This window comes from Enterobacter chengduensis, from assembly GCF_001984825.2.
GTDB lineage: Bacteria > Pseudomonadota > Gammaproteobacteria > Enterobacterales > Enterobacteriaceae > Enterobacter > Enterobacter chengduensis.
This window is the reverse complement of record NZ_CP043318.1, coordinates 3249598-3265703: the sequence shown is the minus strand read 5'-3', so window position 1 is coordinate 3265703 and position 16106 is coordinate 3249598. Positions and strand designations below refer to the sequence as shown.

12 protein-coding genes, 1 tRNA gene and 1 pseudogene are annotated in these 16106 nt (G+C 55.8%); 7 read left to right on the top strand and 7 right to left on the bottom strand.

From position 1 onward, the window contains the following. The first annotated feature begins 11 nt into the window (after window positions 1-11). The 3 genes from FY206_RS15895 to FY206_RS15885 are packed head-to-tail and all read left to right on the top strand — an operon-like array spanning window position 12 to window position 3552. Window positions 12-1703: an NAD(P)/FAD-dependent oxidoreductase gene (locus tag FY206_RS15895; protein WP_032641503.1), complete on the top strand. Its 1692-nt coding sequence runs from the start codon at window positions 12-14 to the stop codon at window positions 1701-1703. A gap of 42 nt (window positions 1704-1745) precedes the next feature. Then, window positions 1746-3056 carry an aminotransferase class III-fold pyridoxal phosphate-dependent enzyme gene (locus tag FY206_RS15890; RefSeq protein ID WP_032641501.1) on the top strand — a complete coding sequence of 437 codons (1311 nt, stop codon included), beginning with the start codon at window positions 1746-1748 and terminating at the stop codon, window positions 3054-3056. Window position 3057: 1 nt separating this feature from the next. Further along, entirely contained in the window at window positions 3058-3552 is a 495-nt protein-coding gene (locus FY206_RS15885) for a flavin reductase family protein (protein ID WP_032641499.1), read from the top strand. 41 nt (window positions 3553-3593) lie between these two features. Here FY206_RS15885 and FY206_RS15880 read toward each other — a convergent pair whose 3' ends face one another. Continuing rightward, window positions 3594-4202, bottom strand: coding sequence for a glutathione S-transferase family protein (locus FY206_RS15880; RefSeq protein WP_032641493.1), 609 nt, complete (start codon window positions 4200-4202; stop codon window positions 3594-3596). 170 nt (window positions 4203-4372) lie between these two features. Between FY206_RS15880 and FY206_RS15875 the strand changes: the two genes are divergently transcribed. The 4 genes and pseudogenes from FY206_RS15875 to FY206_RS15860 form a co-directional block, all read left to right on the top strand. After that, window positions 4373-5281, top strand: a complete 909-nt coding sequence (locus FY206_RS15875; RefSeq protein WP_032641491.1) for a LysR substrate-binding domain-containing protein — start codon at window positions 4373-4375, stop codon at window positions 5279-5281. A gap of 494 nt (window positions 5282-5775) precedes the next feature. Then, on the top strand, window positions 5776-6921 hold the full coding sequence (locus FY206_RS15870; protein WP_077064127.1) for an HNH endonuclease signature motif containing protein: 1146 nt from the start codon (window positions 5776-5778) through the stop codon (window positions 6919-6921). Between the two features lie 15 nt (window positions 6922-6936). Continuing rightward, window positions 6937-7437 carry a YrhA family protein gene (locus tag FY206_RS15865; RefSeq protein ID WP_045890542.1) on the top strand — a complete coding sequence of 167 codons (501 nt, stop codon included), beginning with the start codon at window positions 6937-6939 and terminating at the stop codon, window positions 7435-7437. Window positions 7438-7577: 140 nt separating this feature from the next. Further along, window positions 7578-7772 (top strand): annotated as a pseudogene (locus FY206_RS15860) (type II toxin-antitoxin system PemK/MazF family toxin); the annotation flags it as partial. Between the two features lie 54 nt (window positions 7773-7826). On the opposite strand, the gene FY206_RS15855 reads toward FY206_RS15860, so the two are convergent. The 6 genes from FY206_RS15855 to FY206_RS15830 all read right to left on the bottom strand — a co-directional run bounded on the left by FY206_RS15855 (window position 7827) and on the right by FY206_RS15830 (window position 16033). Continuing rightward, window positions 7827-7902, bottom strand: a tRNA-Asn gene (locus FY206_RS15855). 164 nt (window positions 7903-8066) lie between these two features. Then, window positions 8067-10256, bottom strand: a complete 2190-nt coding sequence (locus FY206_RS15850; RefSeq protein ID WP_032641485.1) for a TonB-dependent siderophore receptor — start codon at window positions 10254-10256, stop codon at window positions 8067-8069. Between the two features lie 26 nt (window positions 10257-10282). Next, complete coding sequence (locus FY206_RS15845; protein ID WP_077064129.1) at window positions 10283-11608, bottom strand: lysine N(6)-hydroxylase/L-ornithine N(5)-oxygenase family protein; 1326 nt, start codon at window positions 11606-11608, stop codon at window positions 10283-10285. Further along, window positions 11605-13347: an IucA/IucC family protein gene (gene iucC / locus FY206_RS15840; RefSeq protein ID WP_077064130.1), complete on the bottom strand. Its 1743-nt coding sequence runs from the start codon at window positions 13345-13347 to the stop codon at window positions 11605-11607. Before iucC ends, FY206_RS15845 begins: the two co-directional genes overlap by 4 nt. After that, complete coding sequence (locus FY206_RS15835) at window positions 13344-14291, bottom strand: GNAT family N-acetyltransferase (protein ID WP_032641480.1); 948 nt, start codon at window positions 14289-14291, stop codon at window positions 13344-13346. The genes iucC and FY206_RS15835 overlap by 4 nt, the downstream gene beginning before the upstream one ends. After that, window positions 14291-16033 (bottom strand): IucA/IucC family protein, encoded by a 1743-nt coding sequence (locus FY206_RS15830; protein ID WP_032641479.1) that lies wholly within the window; start codon window positions 16031-16033, stop codon window positions 14291-14293. The genes FY206_RS15835 and FY206_RS15830 overlap by 1 nt, the downstream gene beginning before the upstream one ends. Window positions 16034-16106: the final 73 nt, after the last annotated feature.

Below are 16106 nucleotides of genomic sequence, written 5' to 3'. Positions count from 1 at the left end.
AGGGTAAAGCAATGAAACAAAGTCATTATGATGTGGCCATCATCGGGAGCGGTATTGCAGGAACCATGCTCGGCGCTATTCTGGCAAAACAGAAAGTAAACGTGGTAATTATTGATGCCGGTACACATCCTCGCTTTGCCGTCGGGGAATCGATGGTGCCGGAAAGCGCTGTACTGTTGAAAATTCTGGCGCGTCAGTACAATATTCCCGAGCTGGCGTGGCCGGGGGAAATTCACGCGCTGATGGAAAATATTGGTACGTCGAGCGCCGGTATTAAACTGGCGTTCAGCTTTGCGTGGAACGGTAAGAATAAAGCGCATAATCCCCAGGACGTTGTGTCGACACCGGTATTGTCGCCGGAAGCACATCTGTTCCGTCAGGATATTGATGCCTATTATCTGGCGCTGGCCGCACGTCTGGGGGCCGATATTCGCCAGCAAACCCGCATCCAGTCGATTGAAGAAACCGGCGACGGGATGCTGCTGGATCTGGGAAAAGAGCAGATAAAAGTTAAGTACGTCGTGGATGCCGCAGGCTATCGTTCACCGGTTGCCGATAAGTTTGGCCTGCGCGAGGGTGCGCGTGAGATGCAGAGCCGCACGCGTTCGTTGTTCACCCATATGACAGGCGTCAAACTGTATGAAGACGTCATCGCCTCAACGGACGTAACCGGTTCGCCGACTCCGCTCTCCCAGAGCACGCTGCACCACATGTTCGAAGGCGGATGGCTGTGGATTATTCCGTTCAACAACCACCCCTATTCGACCAATACCTTGTGCAGCGTCGGCCTGCAGTTCGATATAGATAAACATGGTCCCGCTGGCGATCCGGAAGAAGAGTTTACCCGTTTTCTCGATGAGCACCCCTCCGTTGCCCGTCATTTTGAGAGCGCGGCACGGGTACGCGAATGGACTGTTGCACCTCGTCTGAACTACACCAGCCGCGAAAGCGTAGGGGAACGTTACTGCCTTTTGGGCCATGCAGTGGGCTTTGTCGATCCGCTGTTCTCGCGCGGGTTGGTGAATACGTTCGAATCGATTCTGCGCGTCGCGCCTAAAATTGTTCGTGCCGTCAGAGAGGATGACTGGTCAACAGCGCATTTCGCCAGCTATCAGGATTACAGCCTGGAGGTGGTGAAGGTAAACGACAGGCTGGTGGCAAATTCATTCACCGCATTTGATAGCTTCCCGCTGTGGAATGCGTGGTTCCGTATCTGGATTAGCGGCAGTTACATTGGCGTGTTGCGTCTGCGTAAAATCCTCAGCGACTACCAGCAGCACGGTGATGACGAGCGGCTGGAGAAGGAAGTTGAAAGCGCAACCTATCCGGGACATCTTTCCATTGAGAGCCCTTACTATGAGGCTATTTTCGATAAGGCCTGCGAAACAATGGAAGCCTATCGCGCCGGTAACCTCCCAGAAAAAGAGGTGATTGCTACGCTTCATTCGCTTTTTGCTGACAACCGCGAGCATTTCCCCATCGATTTCTCTGATTTCACCAATCGTTACCTGTCCCGGGCAACGGAGGAATTTGCCGATTCTCTATTCTACTGGGCACATAACGCGCCAGGCGGTATCGGCCACTTGTTCGACCGCGGAGATAAACCGGTCCGTTTCGATTTCCTCGATCCTTACCGCTATGGCGATCGTCAGCAGCTAAACCAGCATGCTGACGCCATGTTGCAACAGGCGCGTCATCAATAACCTGACGGGCGGTTGTTCGGACCGCCCCCTGAGGAGAGCGTTATGGATACTGTAGTCGAGCAGCTTTTGCAGCGACGGGAGGGTGCCGTCGCCCGTGGTATTAACCAGATGCATCCGGTTTATATTCAACGAGCGGAAAATGCGGTGATATATGACGTCAACAACCGTCGCTACATTGATTTTTCCGGCGGCATTGCCGCACTCAATACCGGCCATCTTCATCCCAACGTCATCGCGGCCGTTGAGCGCCAGCTGCACCAGTTTACCCACAGCTGTTTTGCCGCCACCCCTTATGAATCGTATATCGCGGTGTGTGAACGTATTAACGCCTTAATGCCGGGAGATTTTGACCGACGGAGTTTTCTCCTGACGACGGGGTCCGAAGCGGTGGAAAGCGCGCTTAAGGTTGCCCGCGCGGCCACGCGGCGAAGCGGCGTGATTGTTTTCAGCGGTGCCTATCACGGGCGTACGTTTATGACCCTCGCGATGAACGGCAAAATTGCGCCCTACAGCCAGGGGATGGGGATAATGCCCGGCCCGGTCTTTCGGGCACCCTTCCCGCAGGGAGAGACGGAGCGTGATATTGCTCAGGCGCTGGATGGCCTCAGGACGATATTAACGAGCGACATTGCCCCCCAGGATGTGGCCGCCATCGTCATCGAGCCCGTTCAGGGAGAGGGCGGGTTTTACGTCGTGCCGCCTGCGTTTATGCGTGCCCTGCGTGAACTCTGTGACCGGGAAGGCATCGTGTTAATCGCTGATGAAGTTCAGTCTGGCGCGGGGCGCACGGGGACGTTCTTTGCTATGGAACAAACCGGTGTTGACGCCGATTTAATTGTGTTCGGTAAATCCGTTGCCGGCGGGCTTCCGCTGTCCGGCGTTGTGGGCCGTGAGTCGCTTATCAACCAGGTGGCACCGGGCGGTCTTGGTGGAACCTGGGCAGGCAACCCGCTTTCCTGCGCGGCGGCGCTGGCGGTACTTAAGCTCTTTGAAGAGACGGACCTGCTGGGCGCAGCCCGGCGTCTGGGTCAACGTCTGCGCTCAGCCTTAGCGTCCATTGTCAGCCCTCTGTCGATTGGCTATGAGATACGCGGGATTGGCGCCATGGTTGCGCTGGAGCTTTTTTCTCTGGAGCGCGGAGAGCGAACGCCGGCGACCGGGCTTATCGATCGGTTAGTCAAAAGCTGTGCCCGCGAGGGCCTGATCCTTCTTAAATGCGGCAAACAGGCGAATGCTATTCGCTTTTTAATGCCGCTAACGATTGAAGACGGCGTTCTGGATGAAGGGCTGACAATTTTTGCCGGCGCGCTGCAGCAGCAGGTCGCGTCTTCAGGCTTAGCAGAGGTGAAATGATATGGCGCAGTTTGATAGCCGAACGTTGCGGAACGTATTTGGTCAATTCGCAACCGGCGTGTGTGTTGTGACCATGATGGATGGGGATAACAATTTCCATGGGCTAACCATCAGCAGCTTTAACACCGTCTCACTGGAACCCCCGCTGGTGCTCTGGAGCCTGCGCAAGCAATCCTGGTACGCTCAGCATTTTCTGGAGGCGGACGCCTTTGCGATAAATGTCCTGTCGGGGCATCAGCATCAGGTTAGCGATATTTTTGCCAGCGCGGGGAGCGATAAATTTCATCGCGTAGACCACCGGGTCAGCGGCTATAAGCTGCCTTTGATTGACGGGGCCCTCGCGCATCTTGAATGCAAAATGTGGCGTCAGGTAGACGGTGGCGATCACTGGATATTCATTGGTGAGGTGGTGGATTCGTTACATACGGAAGGTGAACCGCTCATCTTTTTCAACGGTCGCTATGCCACCACCGCGGGTCTGTCGATTCCTGCCTAAAAAAAGGGGCTGAAAAGCCCCATAACACGCCGAGCGAAGCGTTAACTAAAAGGGTATTTTTTAAATGCCGCCTGGTTTTCGAAAACGTCGGCAACCGCCTGAATCTTTTTAAAATCCCCGACGTTAACGACGTGGGGGATCATTGACTGAATAAATGTCCAGATAACCGTACTGGTAACAGCAACCTGATCGGCTACCGCGTTTTCCGGACGGGCTTCCAGCAGCGCGTTCCATTCCCGACAGGCAGCCAGCAGCTGGACGGTAATACGTTCTATCCACGGATTATGTTGTTTCTCCGCCGGGCGCAGGTTGTGTTCGTACACATTTTGCACGGCTTTCTCCGCGGCGGCGAGGATAAAGCCCAGGGTCTGGAGATCGTTCGCCAGTGCATCCGGCGTCACGGGCAGGAGTCTCCGTTCAGGCGCGGCCTGTGCCTCAAAATAATTCAGTATAAGAGACGAGTCCATCAGACGTGTTCCATTCTCCAGAACCAGCGTTGGCGCTTTTACCGCAGGGTTGATCCGGGCAAATGCCTCAAATGTGCTGAATACGGACAACGGCTGGCTTTCAAACGCAACGCCATAGAGTTCCAGGGAGACCGCCACGCGGCGTACATAAGGAGAATCCATCATGCCAATCAGCTTTATCATGATTCCAGTTTTCCTGTCTGTGTGAAAAAACGCTTCATTGAAGATGATAAACAGACATTACAATAAATTCGTTATGGCGAATATCATCAGTATCTTACGGCCTAAGTTAGTATTACTGACAGATTGGCCGGTTGGCGTTTATCAGATTCAGTCTATGAGGGAGTGGTTTCATGTCGGATTTTCCACCTATCGCCAGTTTGCGTAGTTTTGAAGCTGTGGCTCGCCTTGGCAGCGTAACGCTTGCGGCGAAAGAGCTTCACGTTACCCATTCCGCCATCAGCCAGCAGATTAAAGTGCTGGAGGAGATGGTGGGGGTGAAGCTGTTTATCCGTCATGGGCGAGGGGTGCAGATCAACGAAGAGGGGCGTCTGTACGCGTTACAGGTGCGCGAAGCGCTGAATCACATCGCGGATGCCACCCGCTTAGTGCAGGTGAAACCGAGGATACTGGAACTGACGCTGGCGATGGTGCCGTCTTTTGGTTGTCACTGGCTGTTGCCGCGTCTGGAGCGGTTTCGGGAAAAATATCCGCACATCACGCTGCGGATCCAGGCCAGCCTGACGATCACCAGCATGCAGCAGGAAGGGATAGACGTGGCGATACGCATGGGGAAAGGTAACTGGGAAGGAAGCGACTGCCATTATCTTTTTTCAGATGAGCTGATTGTGGTTGCTGCACCCGGGTATAACGGCGGCGTCCTCCCGGCAACGCCAGCCGAGGTGGCGAAGAGTAAAATCATATTCTCCATGGAGTCGTGGAAAACCTGGTGTTTCAATGCGGGACTGGAAAAAGATATCGTGCCCGGCGGGTTATGCATTAACGACTCAAATTTAGTCCTTGAGGCTGTCAGACTCGGTAAAGGTATCGCGCTGGAGCGCCGCTCTCTGGTACAGGATGCCATCACCCGGGGCGAACTGGTCCAGCTTACCCCTTTCACCGCACCGTATCCCTGGCCTTACTGGCTGGTGACGTCGCAGTTAACGGAAGCAAAACCGGAGGTGGCTCTCTTTAGCGAGTGGCTGGATGAGGAAGTGGCGGCCTGGCGTCAGCTGACAGGGGCTGTGGAAAGCAACGGCTAACAGAAAAGCAAAAAGCCTGCTTTAAAAGCAGGCTTTTTAAATTTGGCTCCTCTGACTGGATGCGTTTTTGCACATACCTTAATGAATTAAAATAAATTAAATCTTTAAGATTTAAATGAGGCCCTTAATAAGGTCCCAAATGTTGTTGCTGTTTTTAAATGTGATGTTTCTCACATTATAGATTGCTGTTCTGACCGCAGGTAAATATGACAATCAGATTTGTGCTACAAGCAAACTTCCATAGAGAGGCTCATTGTATTTCGGACTTACGATAAAGCCAAAAGCACCGACGGAAGAAAGAAAACATCTAAACCCGCATACGAGAAGAATTGAAAGTAAATTATTATGGCCTTTACACCCATCGTTACTTCCTGCTTGTGGCAATATTGCATATTCAGATGGTAAATGCTTTGGTTTCTCGCATTCATAATATAAATTATTGACCACATAGCGAGCAATGCTAACATAATCCCTTAACATTGCGAGGGATCTGCATGCACGATTTTAGATTATTGATGGTATGGGATGCAGCAAGAGAGCTTAGCCCGGAAGATTTCCAATACATACTGAGGCCAGAAATAGCTTTTGAAAGAGCAAGAATTTACTACGATCTTGATTCTGACAACTACTCTCACTTTAGCCTCCAACAAATGCCAAAGCGGAAGAGCGAATTTATCACCTCCTTTTCAACTAAGTATGACCGTAAACGTAATGGTATATATGACGGTGCTTATGACCATACACAGCATAATATAGATATTGGCTGGTTTATTGGAATAGATGAATCTGAACAATGGGATTACTATAATCATCCATTCTATTTTGATGAGAAAGGTGATCTTGTCTATGATTGCTTTATGAGTCATTGGCATGAATGGTTTGAGATGGAAGTTAGAGATGCTTACCGAAAGTGCTTAGATAGCCATCAGGGAAGGAAACCAGCACCAACACAAAAGATTCATTATTCAGATGCTCCTATACAACACGCTCAAGCCGCCAAAACGATTAACAGTAAAGCAGCAGGACGTTTGTTAGCTGCTGACGGCGTTTATAATGGAAACATTGAAGGATTCAGGAAAACGGCAGAGCAATTAGGCGGTGACGCTGTTCAGGGTTATGACCAGGTATTAAATGAAAAAACAGCAGGTTCAGCGATAGCAGCGGTTTCAATCCTTTTAGCTAAAAGACCTAATGCTAAACTATATGAAGAGATGAATAGATACTTAGGAAAGTTAAGAGGTGAAACTAATTTTCTTGATGGATTAGAAATTAAGCAAATTAACTACATTAAGCGCGACCCTGCTGAAGCAGCAGCTTTAAGACGAGAGTTTAATATTTCTGTCAGGAAGGGCTTCCTTAAAGATATAGCCGGTATACCGGAAGCTGCAAGCAAGTTTAATCCGTCCGATTTATTACGTATGTCAGAAGGTGGTGTTCCTGTCGGTTGGAGCGTTCACCACAAGTTACCGTTAGATGATGGTGGTACGAACGCTTTTGATAACCTGTCATTGATTGAAAATGAACCATTCCATAAAGTGCTTACCAATATGCAATCATCCGTAACAAGAGGTATGATAGCAGGTGAGAGCAAAGTTACTCCGTGGGCTGTGCCAACTGGTTCAATTTATCCGCTAAATTAATTATTAGGAATTAAAATGCGTAATAATATTAGTGAAATTCTGAATGATTTAAAAAGCAAAATGACCAATTGGAATTATCCAATAGAAGAGCCTATCACAGGCCAATACATAGAGAGTATGACTAAGCGAAAATCAACTGCTGGCTTAAGCCCAATGCTGGAAAAGTTAGGTGATGAAGTTTATCTATTATTCGTAAATCAGCCAGATTATGTTACTTTCTTAGAAACAATGGATGGATTTGAATTTGATGGGCTGATCTTGTTTAGCCTATCCATACCTGAGCCATTAGTAAGAAACTTGTTTGTAATGAATGATTTTTACAGGAATAATGATGATTACATCAATCCTGATTTAAGTGAGCGAATAGTGATTGGCAATGACAGCATTTCTATATTTACCTACGACAGTATAAAAAATCTGTTTGAAATTAGAGATAATGTAGGTACTGAAAATGTTTTTAGTTCATTTTCGTATTTTACAGATTTTCTATCAGAAATATTAGCTACAGTAGCTTAAATACGGAGGGGCTAGAATGCCCTTTCTTTTTATTAATTTTTAGCTAAGGTGACCTGCTCCCCGTTGATTAATACATCCCGATATCTGGAAAAACATACGTTTCCAGCCTGCGCTGGATGGTTGTCCATAATGCTCAGCCCAGCGGCGGAAACTTTGCACGTGCAGACGGTTTTACCGTCTCCCTGGACGGTGCGGGAACAAAAACGATGGGCGCTATTCGCTTCGACCAGCCCAGAACCATTGATATGGCTGCCCGGAGCGGCAAACGGCTGGAACGCATACCGGATGATGTTGTAAATGAGGTGCTTGCCAGGCTGGATGCGATTCTGAATTAACATCAGAGACGCAGAAAAGCAAAAAGCCTGCTTTAAAAGCAGGCTTTTTAAATTTGGCTCCTCTGACTGGACTCGAACCAGTGACATACGGATTAACAGTCCGCCGTTCTACCGACTGAACTACAGAGGAATCGTGTGAACGAGGCGCATATTATCGACCTCAGTTCGTCTTGTCAAAGGGGGAAAATGCACTTTTCGTTCGTTTGCCGACAATTTCAGCAAATCGCTGATTTTATAGCAAATTCGCGCTGAAATTACACAGCAAATTGCGCCGCCCGCAGGCGGCGCGCAGGATTAGAACAGGACGGAGTAGTTCAGACCAAACGTGCGTCCGCGGCCTTTATAGGTATACAGGCCCGGTGCACCGTAGGTTGGGCTATACAGCCCCGGCGCGCGCTGGCCCCAGGCGGTGGTGTAGTCTTTGTCCAGCAGGTTTTCCACGCTGAAGCTGACTTTCCCCACCGGCAGGGCGTAGCTGCCCAGGAAGTCGACCGTGTTATAGCCATCGATCTTCTTGCCGTCGGCGTCAGACACGTCAAAGGTCTGCGTGCTCTGCACGCGCAGGGTCCAGTCGCCCGGCGCCCAGTTGACCCACGCGCTGGCTTTCGACGGGCTGGCGCTGTCCACCGTCAGCTTCTCCCATTTGCCGTTTTCGCGGGTTTCAGACTTGATGGCGTTAAAGTTCGCGCCGGTGCTCCAGTCGCTGTCGGTGAAGAAATAGTCCACCTGGCCTTCCACCCCGTAGATACGACGCTTGTCGTCTTCCAGGTTGATGGTCATGTCCGTCTTGTTGATGGTGATGGTTTTATCCGAGAGCGAGTAATACGCCGCCACCTGCGTGCGCAGGTTATCCCCGGTATAGCGCCAGCCCAGCTCGTACGCGTTGACCTTAATACCGTCCAGCGTTGAGTCGTTAACGTTGACGCTGTTCAGCAGGCGATAGTGGCCGTTGCTGAGCTGATAGGTACCGGAGCCGTAGTACTTCGCCAGGTCCGGAATTTCGAAGCCCTGGGAGAAGTTAAACCACACCTGCTGCTGTTCGGTCAGACGACCGAGGATCCCGGCGTTAAACAGGAAGTTGTTGTAATCGGTTTTTCCGCCCGGCACCGCGTCGGCGGAGGTGGCTTTCCCGGTGGCGATGGCCTGCTGCTGGGCGTAGCCGACAAAGTCGTCCACCTTGTTCTCGGTGTACTGGTAGCGCACGCCGCCGCTCAGGGTGATCGCGTCAATGTCGTAGCTGGCCTGCAGGAACGGGGCAAGGTTGGTGATGCTGTAGCCCGGGTAGCGGCCCACGTTGTAGGCGTTATCCAGCTCCATGCCGCCGCTCGCCGCGGCTTTGCTCAGGTTAAAGAACTGCTGGTTGGCGTCGAAGGTTTCGTGGTCGGCATCCACACCCCAGGTCAGGGTTAAATCGTCCACCGGCTTGCTGTTCAGCGTCAGCTTGCCGCCGTAGAAATCGGTTTTCTGCTGCGACGCGCCGATGCTGCTCACCACGCCTTTGGTCAGGGTCGGGAACGGATAATAGGTCAGGCTCTCGTCGCGATAGTAAATCTGCGCGACCAGATCCTGGCCCCAGAAGTCGGTATTAGAGTACTGCAGGTTGATCAGATGGCGCTCGGTGCCCGGCACGCGGTCAGAATCGAGGTTACCTTTGTTGTACGCGGTCGCATCCCCCGTGACCGCCGAGAAGTTCTTCCCGAGATACAGCCCGTGCTTGCCGTCGGACTCGCTCTTGTAGTACTGGGTCGTCAGCTGCAGCTGCTGGTGTTCGTCAATATTGAGGGTGCCGGTGCCCATCACGTCAATACGGTCGGAATACTGCAGGCCGGTCTGGGTGTTATCGATAATCACCTCGTCGCCGTTGCCGTCGTACCAGCCGCCGTAGCGCTGATACGACACCGACAGACGGCCGGACGCGTTGTCGTTGCCGCCGCTGACCGCTGCCGACACGTTCTCATCGTGATCGTTGTGGCTGTTAAACCCGCTCTTTGCCCCGGTCTGGAACTCCACTTCGGTTTCCGGCTGGCCCTTTTTGGTGACGATGTTCACCAGGCCGCCGGTGCTGCCGCCGCCGTAGAGTGACGTGGCGCCGGAGATCACTTCGATACGGTCAATGTTGAACGGATCGATAGAGTCGAGCTGGCGGCTGTCGCTGCGGGAGGAGTTCAGGCGAACGCCGTCCACCATCACCATCATCGAGCGGCCGCGCAGGTTCATGCCGTAGTTGGTACGCCCCTGGCTGCTGACGTCCATGCCCGGGATCAGCTGCGCCAGCACTTCTTTAATCTCTTTCCCGCCCTGAACCTGCTGCTCAATTTCAGCACGCTCAATGACCCAGGTGGTCTGCGCCATCTCCGCCACGCTGCGGTGCGCGCGGCTGGCGGAGACAACGATATTTTCTTCCTTTTGTTCTTCCGCCCACGCAGAGGTAGAAAGCATTGCAAGCAAGCAAGGATTTAAAACCCAAAGATGAGAACGTTTCATTGTTATGTTGATCCTGATTGTGTGTGTCAGTACTCGGTCGTTTTCTCTAACGCGTTAAAAACCGGGCTGCTGTCCTGGCTGGCGGTGGTGCGCCAGTGGATAACGCCGGGTGTGGTAGCCAGCTCAAACGGCTCGTCGGGGTGCGCGCGATTCAGAATGCGCGCCGCGCGCCAGGCCATCAGGCTGAGCTGGGGTTCGGCAATGCCGAGACGGTGCATCCCGGCATTCACGGCGAACAGGCGGTTGCTCTGCGGGCCGTCCCATTCAAGGGTGAAATCGTTGTTGATGCAGAAGGCTTCGTCGTTATCCAGCTGCAGGCGGTGCGACAGCGGTGCGAGGAACGCAGGCTGAACGGCGCGATAGCCGGTGGCGAAAATCACCACGTCGGTATCCAGCTGCTCGCGTCCGCCGTCGAGATGATGCTGAATGCTCAGGCGCTGACCGTTTTCCTGACGCGCCAGTGACGTCACCGAGCGGGACGGCAGAAGGTGCGCCCAGGGTTTTTCACGCAGCACTTCAAAGCGGTGGTACATGGCGCGGTAAATCGCCAGCAGGGACTCGGTGGTGATGCCGTCGGAGGTCATCTTCTGCTCGTGCAGCATCTGACGACGCGCCTCTTCACCCAGCGTGGAGAAGCTGTCCACGTACTCCGGCGTGAAATACTCGTTGGCAAAGGCGGCCTCATCCAGCGCGTTGTAGTTGTTGCGGCGCGACACCCAGTTCAGGCTCAGCGGCTGGCCCCACTCGCCGCGGAAGATATTCAGGAACAGATCGGCGCCGCTCTGGCCGCCGCCGACGACGGTGACGCGCTTGCCCGCGAGATCCGGCGTGCGCAGCATCATCTCGCTGGCGTGGAAGCAGGTATCGTCCTGCGTCGTAACGCAGTCCGGGAGGTTGATCTGTTTGCCAATCCCCACGCAGACGTGGCGTGCCAGGAAGCGATCGCGCTGGGTTACCACCTCAAACAGGCCGCTTTTCTCGTCAAAGCTCACCTGCTGCACCTGCTGGCTGAAGGCGAGGTTGGTGAGGTTGTCCGCCGCCCAGCACAGGTAATCGGCAAACTCTTCGCGGGAAACGGTGCGCTGCTCGGTGGTCAGGAAGCGGTAAAACTTTTTACGCTGCACCAGGTAGTTCAGGAAGCTGTGGCGGTTGGTGGGCTCCACGGCGCTGACCAGATCCTTCAGGAAGCTGGACTGCATGTGGCAGTCCGGCACCATCATCCCCGGGTGCCAGGAGAAGTGCGGTTTACGCTCAAGAAACAGCGAGCTAAAGCCGTTCAGCCCTTCGGCCAGCGCGGCGATGCTGAGGTTAAACGGGCCAATACCAATGCCGATGAAATCATAGGTTTTCATTGCGCGGACTCCCGGGAGGCGAGAAACAGAGGGTTATCAAGGTCGGTGACGTAGTTCGGCAGCATGCGGCTGCCGCCGTCGTGTTCGGAGAAGGTCAGCTTGACCGGGTTGAGGATCACGCGAATAATCTGCGGCTTAAACAGGTCGAACTTCGCGAAGCGCTCGGCAAGCTCGGGGTGCGCGGCCATATAGCGGTGCAGAACGCCGCCGAGGATCTGATAGAAGCGCGCTTCGCTGACGCCGCTTTGCTGGGTGAGGCGCGAGATAAAGCGCAGCACCGTGACAAAGTTGCCGGTTTGCAGGTCGTGAATGATGTAATCCGCGCTCAGGCGCGCCGTGACGGCCTTCACCTGCTCCGGCAGGCTCTGGGCCTGCGGGAAATCTTCATCCACCAGGCGCATATCGCCCTGGAAATCCTTCAGCAGGATGCGCTGCGGCACGTAGTCCTTCATCACCAGCGTCACGTTCTGACCGTGGGCGATCAGCGCCACGCCGTAGCGGCAGAGCAGGTGATAGAACGGGATCACCGATGCCTCAAACAGCTTTTCCAGCCACGCGTCGGCGCTTAACCCGGAGCGCGCGATCCACGCGTCGATCAGCGGGCGCCCGGCGCTGTCGGTTTCCATTAGCGCCGCCAGGAGCACCGCCTGTTCGCCGTCCTGCAGATAGCAGGACGGGTTCTCGCGCCAGATCACCCCCAGCATCTCCTGGTAGCGGTAGGGCGCTTTCGGCAATGCGGCATAGCCCGGATGCGACAAATAGCCGGCGGCGGGTTCGCCAAGCACCTGCGCACCGGAGCGGGCAAGCGTGGCGTCGGCGGTGAACTGCTGCTGCAGCCAGCGCGAGGCCAGCGGCCCGGCGGCAATGTATTTGCCCGGGATCCCGCGATAGCAGGAGGTGTTGTAGACGGTCAGCGGGAGCTTGATGTCATACGGCGCGCGACGGCTGGCGTTGGTGAGCGTGCGCAGAGACTGCTGCGACAGATACTCATCGCCAAATTCGCCCAGCGCAACCATCTCTCCGCGCGCCAGCTGCGCCACGAAATGAACGGCAATTTTCTGCTGCCACTGCCACGGGTGCAGCGGCACCGGCAGCCAGCCGTCGTCGAGACCCAGCGCCTGCCAGCGGGCGTCGAACCGGGCGCGCTCGGCATTGTCCATGGCGCTGGACAGCAGGCTGTGAATGTCGCAATCGGCGTCGCTGCTCCAGACCAGATGCTCCCGTTGAACGGCAATCCAGTGCAGACGAAAACGCCCGCGGTACTCCGGCGCGTACTGGCGCAGGGCGTCCAGCCCCCAGCCGCGGCGCCCCTTGTTGAAAATAAACTTCGGGTGGCCGCTCATCAGACACTGTAATTCGTCCGGGTCGAGGTGGATCAGCGCGTCCGCGTCCAGTCCTTCACGCGCTTGCAGCAGCTGCATGTCGCCGCGCAGCGTGGCGTAGAGATCTTCCATGTGCTCCGCCGTTTGCGCGTCGCTCATCTCCAGCACGGTCGCCAGCTGCAGCAGCGCGCTTTCCGCCTCCACGGCATCGCCGCTGGCGGTGGTCAGGCTGTCCGGGTCGATATGCAGCCAGCCCCAGATCCCGCGCGCGGCGCGAAACTGCCATGTTTCGCTGCCCATTCTGATTTGCCAGCGGTCCACGTCCAGGGATTCGGCGCGCAGGGTGCGTTCGTATTCCAGCTCGGCGAGGATCTTCGCCACCATCTCGCGGTTCACTTTTTCCCAGAGCGCGTTCACAGGCCCACCTCGCTGAAGAAGCGGTGACGCTGGCTCATGATGAGGCGCGAGCGCTTGTGCGGGAAGTCGAACTCTTTCACCGTGTCAAAACCGGCGGAGTCCAGATGGCGGAACAGGCGCTGGTTGTCGAAGCGCGGTTCGGCGACGATCCGCGTGGTGCGCGGCTCGTCGAGATACAGATAGTGGCTCAGGCCGCGCAGCCAGCTGCGGATGTACTGCGCCCCGCGCCAGTTCTCTTCCCCCACCAGCATGTGCAGCCCGCGGTCAAACGGCTGCCAGCGGTAGTGGCGGCCGATGCGATCTTCCGGCGCCCAGTAGAGTTCAAAATAGCCGAACGGCTGGTCGTCGAAGCAGCCGATGACCGGGTAGCAGTACGACGAGTCGAGCTGACGGCGCAGGTAGTTCTCCTGCTCGGCCTGCGGGCCCGCCATCTCCCAGAAGGCGTTCACGCGCGGGTTATTCATCCATTGAGTAAAGCGCTCGCCGTCCAGCGCTACGTCGGCCACGCGGAAGCTCAGCGTGCGCTTAATTTGCGGATCGTAACGACGATACACTTCGCCCTCGGGGCGGTGAGGACGCAGCGGGAAGAACAGCTGGCGGCTCTCGTCAAACTGCATACCGCCGCTGGCCTGTGGCCGTTCGCCTTTCAGCCACAGCGGCAGCTGCCAGAAGGTTTCACGCGCCAGATAGTCCCCGTGGACGAGGCTAAACAGCGCCTTTGCCTGCGGTTCATCCTGCCAGGCTGCCCACGGCAGGGTAATGCCGGTCAGCGCGGGGGCGGCCACAAACAGCTGGTCCAGGGCTTCCACCAGCCAGCCGTCCGGGATCGCATTCAGATGCTCCAGCACCGCGCTGCCGTCGAGACCCAACGTCAGCGGCAGGGCGCGATCCGTTGCGGTGCAGCGAAAGCCGTAGCCGGAATGGACGATATTCGCGATGGCCATTACGCCTTCTCCTTGTAAAACGGGTTGCTAAAGTCGAAATAGATCACCGCCGGATCGGCGATGGTGTTTTCATTGCGATCGTGCAGGTAGCAGAAGAAGTTGCCTTTGCAGTTCCATGTCGGGCTGTCGAGCACGTAGTCGAGGCAGCGGGTCTGCTTCGCCGTCTTGCGCAGTTCGGCCAGCGCGTCGCGTACGCGGGACATCAGGTTCTCCTCGCTGTCGAAACCGGCGGCGGCGAGGGCGGCGGTGACGGCAAGGGTAGAGTTCAGCAGCAGGTAGTAAGGGAAGTAGCGCAGCAGCTGGCTCTCACCGAAGCGGTTTTCCACCTCCGTTTCGCCCGCCTCTTTGAGCCACGCGTCGGCCCCTTCGGTCCACGCGCTGCCCTGGCAGTCGCGGTAGATAAGCCCGACCGGGAAATCCTGCTGCATCTCGACGAGGATATTCTGCTGGTGCGCCAGCAGGACCAGACCGTAGTCCGCCTCGGCGCTGAACAGCGGCAGCAGCACGCGGTCGCAGTAGGCGTCCAGCCAGCAGCGGGCGGCCTGGGCGAGCGGTAAGTCCAGACGCTGGCTCAGACGGCGCACCGCGGAGGCCAGCAGGCTGTCGCCGCCGTCCGGCGCGGCCTGGGTCAGGCTCACCAGCACGTCGGTCTGGGTGTCAGGCGTGTCGAACAGCAGGTTGACGCGCAGGGCCATCAGGCTCTCTTCCTGAATTGCGCCGCTTTCGTCACGCAGCCCCGCCCAGCCGTCTTCCTGCATCACGCGCATGGTCGGGTACCGCGCCTGTAAATCCTGCCAGCGTTCCGTTTTCGCCAGGCGCGCCAGGCGCATGCCGCGCTTAACCTCTTTGACCGACAGCGTGCGCACGGAGTTGGTCAGACGCACGCTGAGGGAGAACTTAATCATGTCGCTGTTGGTCTCGCTGTACAGCGAGCGGGAGGAGCTGGTGGGCAGCCACTGCGCGCCCGCCTCGCCCAGGTCCTGCAGTGAACCGTTTTCCACCAGACGCTGGCACCAGGCCTGCTCGAGCAGATAGTCGGCCTGCCACGGATGCATCGGCAGCAGCCAGCGGGTGTCGGTGAAGTGGCCGAGCAGCTCGGGCGCGCTCTGGGCCGCGAAGCGCAGCAGGCGCTCACGCAGGGAGACGTTCAGGCTGTCGCCGGCCACGAGCGTGCTCTCAACGGCAAACCAGCGCAGCGGGAAGCGGGAGGCGAAGTCGGGCAGATAGCGACGCGCCTCGGTTTCGCTGAACGGCTCGTGGGATTTTGGCGCGGGGTGAAACGCGTGGCCGACCAGCAGGGCCTGTTCGGCTTCGGCAAACGTCAGCGGCCTATCGCGCAGGGTTGGCCAGCCGTGGCGCAGATCGATCGCCTGCCAGGTGTGCGCATGGCTCTCAAAGACGCGCTGCTTAAAACGCGCCAGCGTATCGGCATCCAAAGAGGCCTTTACGGACGGTTTTTCAAGAATTAAATCAACCAGTTGGGTAAAGGTGACGGCGTCACCATTGTCGCTGTTGCTTTGAATAAGCGTTGCCGGGAAACGGTACTGATGATGCTGAGTGGGAGAGAAATAGCGTACCGGCACCCGAAGCGCCTGGGTTTGGGAAAGCGGGATATGGATCTCGGATAGCGCATCCGCGGCGGTAGCGGGGAGATAGCGCCAGTCCTTCGTTTCGCGCAAGAGGGCGTTTAAAAAACACTGGGCCGCAACGTCTGTACCGGCAGAGCGGGGCAGAGCACGCATAGGTGTACCTCATTCCATGATTGATAATAATTCTCGTTATGATATTCATTCTGTTTACAGTCGCAACCATTTT

Excerpts from the sequence above, each read along its gene's own strand:
- FY206_RS15890 (WP_032641501.1), top strand. The coding sequence starts at position 1,746 with ATGGATACTGTAGTCGAGCAGCTTTTGCAGCGACGGGAGGGTGCCGTC.
- FY206_RS15845 (WP_077064129.1), bottom strand. The coding sequence starts at position 11,608 with ATGAAAACCTATGATTTCATCGGCATTGGTATTGGCCCGTTTAACCTC.
- FY206_RS15835 (WP_032641480.1), bottom strand. The coding sequence starts at position 14,291 with ATGGCCATCGCGAATATCGTCCATTCCGGCTACGGCTTTCGCTGCACC.
- FY206_RS15895 (WP_032641503.1), top strand. The coding sequence starts at position 12 with ATGAAACAAAGTCATTATGATGTGGCCATCATCGGGAGCGGTATTGCA.
- FY206_RS15850 (WP_032641485.1), bottom strand. The coding sequence starts at position 10,256 with ATGAAACGTTCTCATCTTTGGGTTTTAAATCCTTGCTTGCTTGCAATG.
- FY206_RS15880 (WP_032641493.1), bottom strand. The coding sequence starts at position 4,202 with ATGATAAAGCTGATTGGCATGATGGATTCTCCTTATGTACGCCGCGTG.
- FY206_RS15885 (WP_032641499.1), top strand. The coding sequence starts at position 3,058 with ATGGCGCAGTTTGATAGCCGAACGTTGCGGAACGTATTTGGTCAATTC.
- FY206_RS15870 (WP_077064127.1), top strand. The coding sequence starts at position 5,776 with ATGCACGATTTTAGATTATTGATGGTATGGGATGCAGCAAGAGAGCTT.
- FY206_RS15865 (WP_045890542.1), top strand. The coding sequence starts at position 6,937 with ATGCGTAATAATATTAGTGAAATTCTGAATGATTTAAAAAGCAAAATG.
- FY206_RS15875 (WP_032641491.1), top strand. The coding sequence starts at position 4,373 with ATGTCGGATTTTCCACCTATCGCCAGTTTGCGTAGTTTTGAAGCTGTG.
- FY206_RS15830 (WP_032641479.1), bottom strand. The coding sequence starts at position 16,033 with ATGCGTGCTCTGCCCCGCTCTGCCGGTACAGACGTTGCGGCCCAGTGT.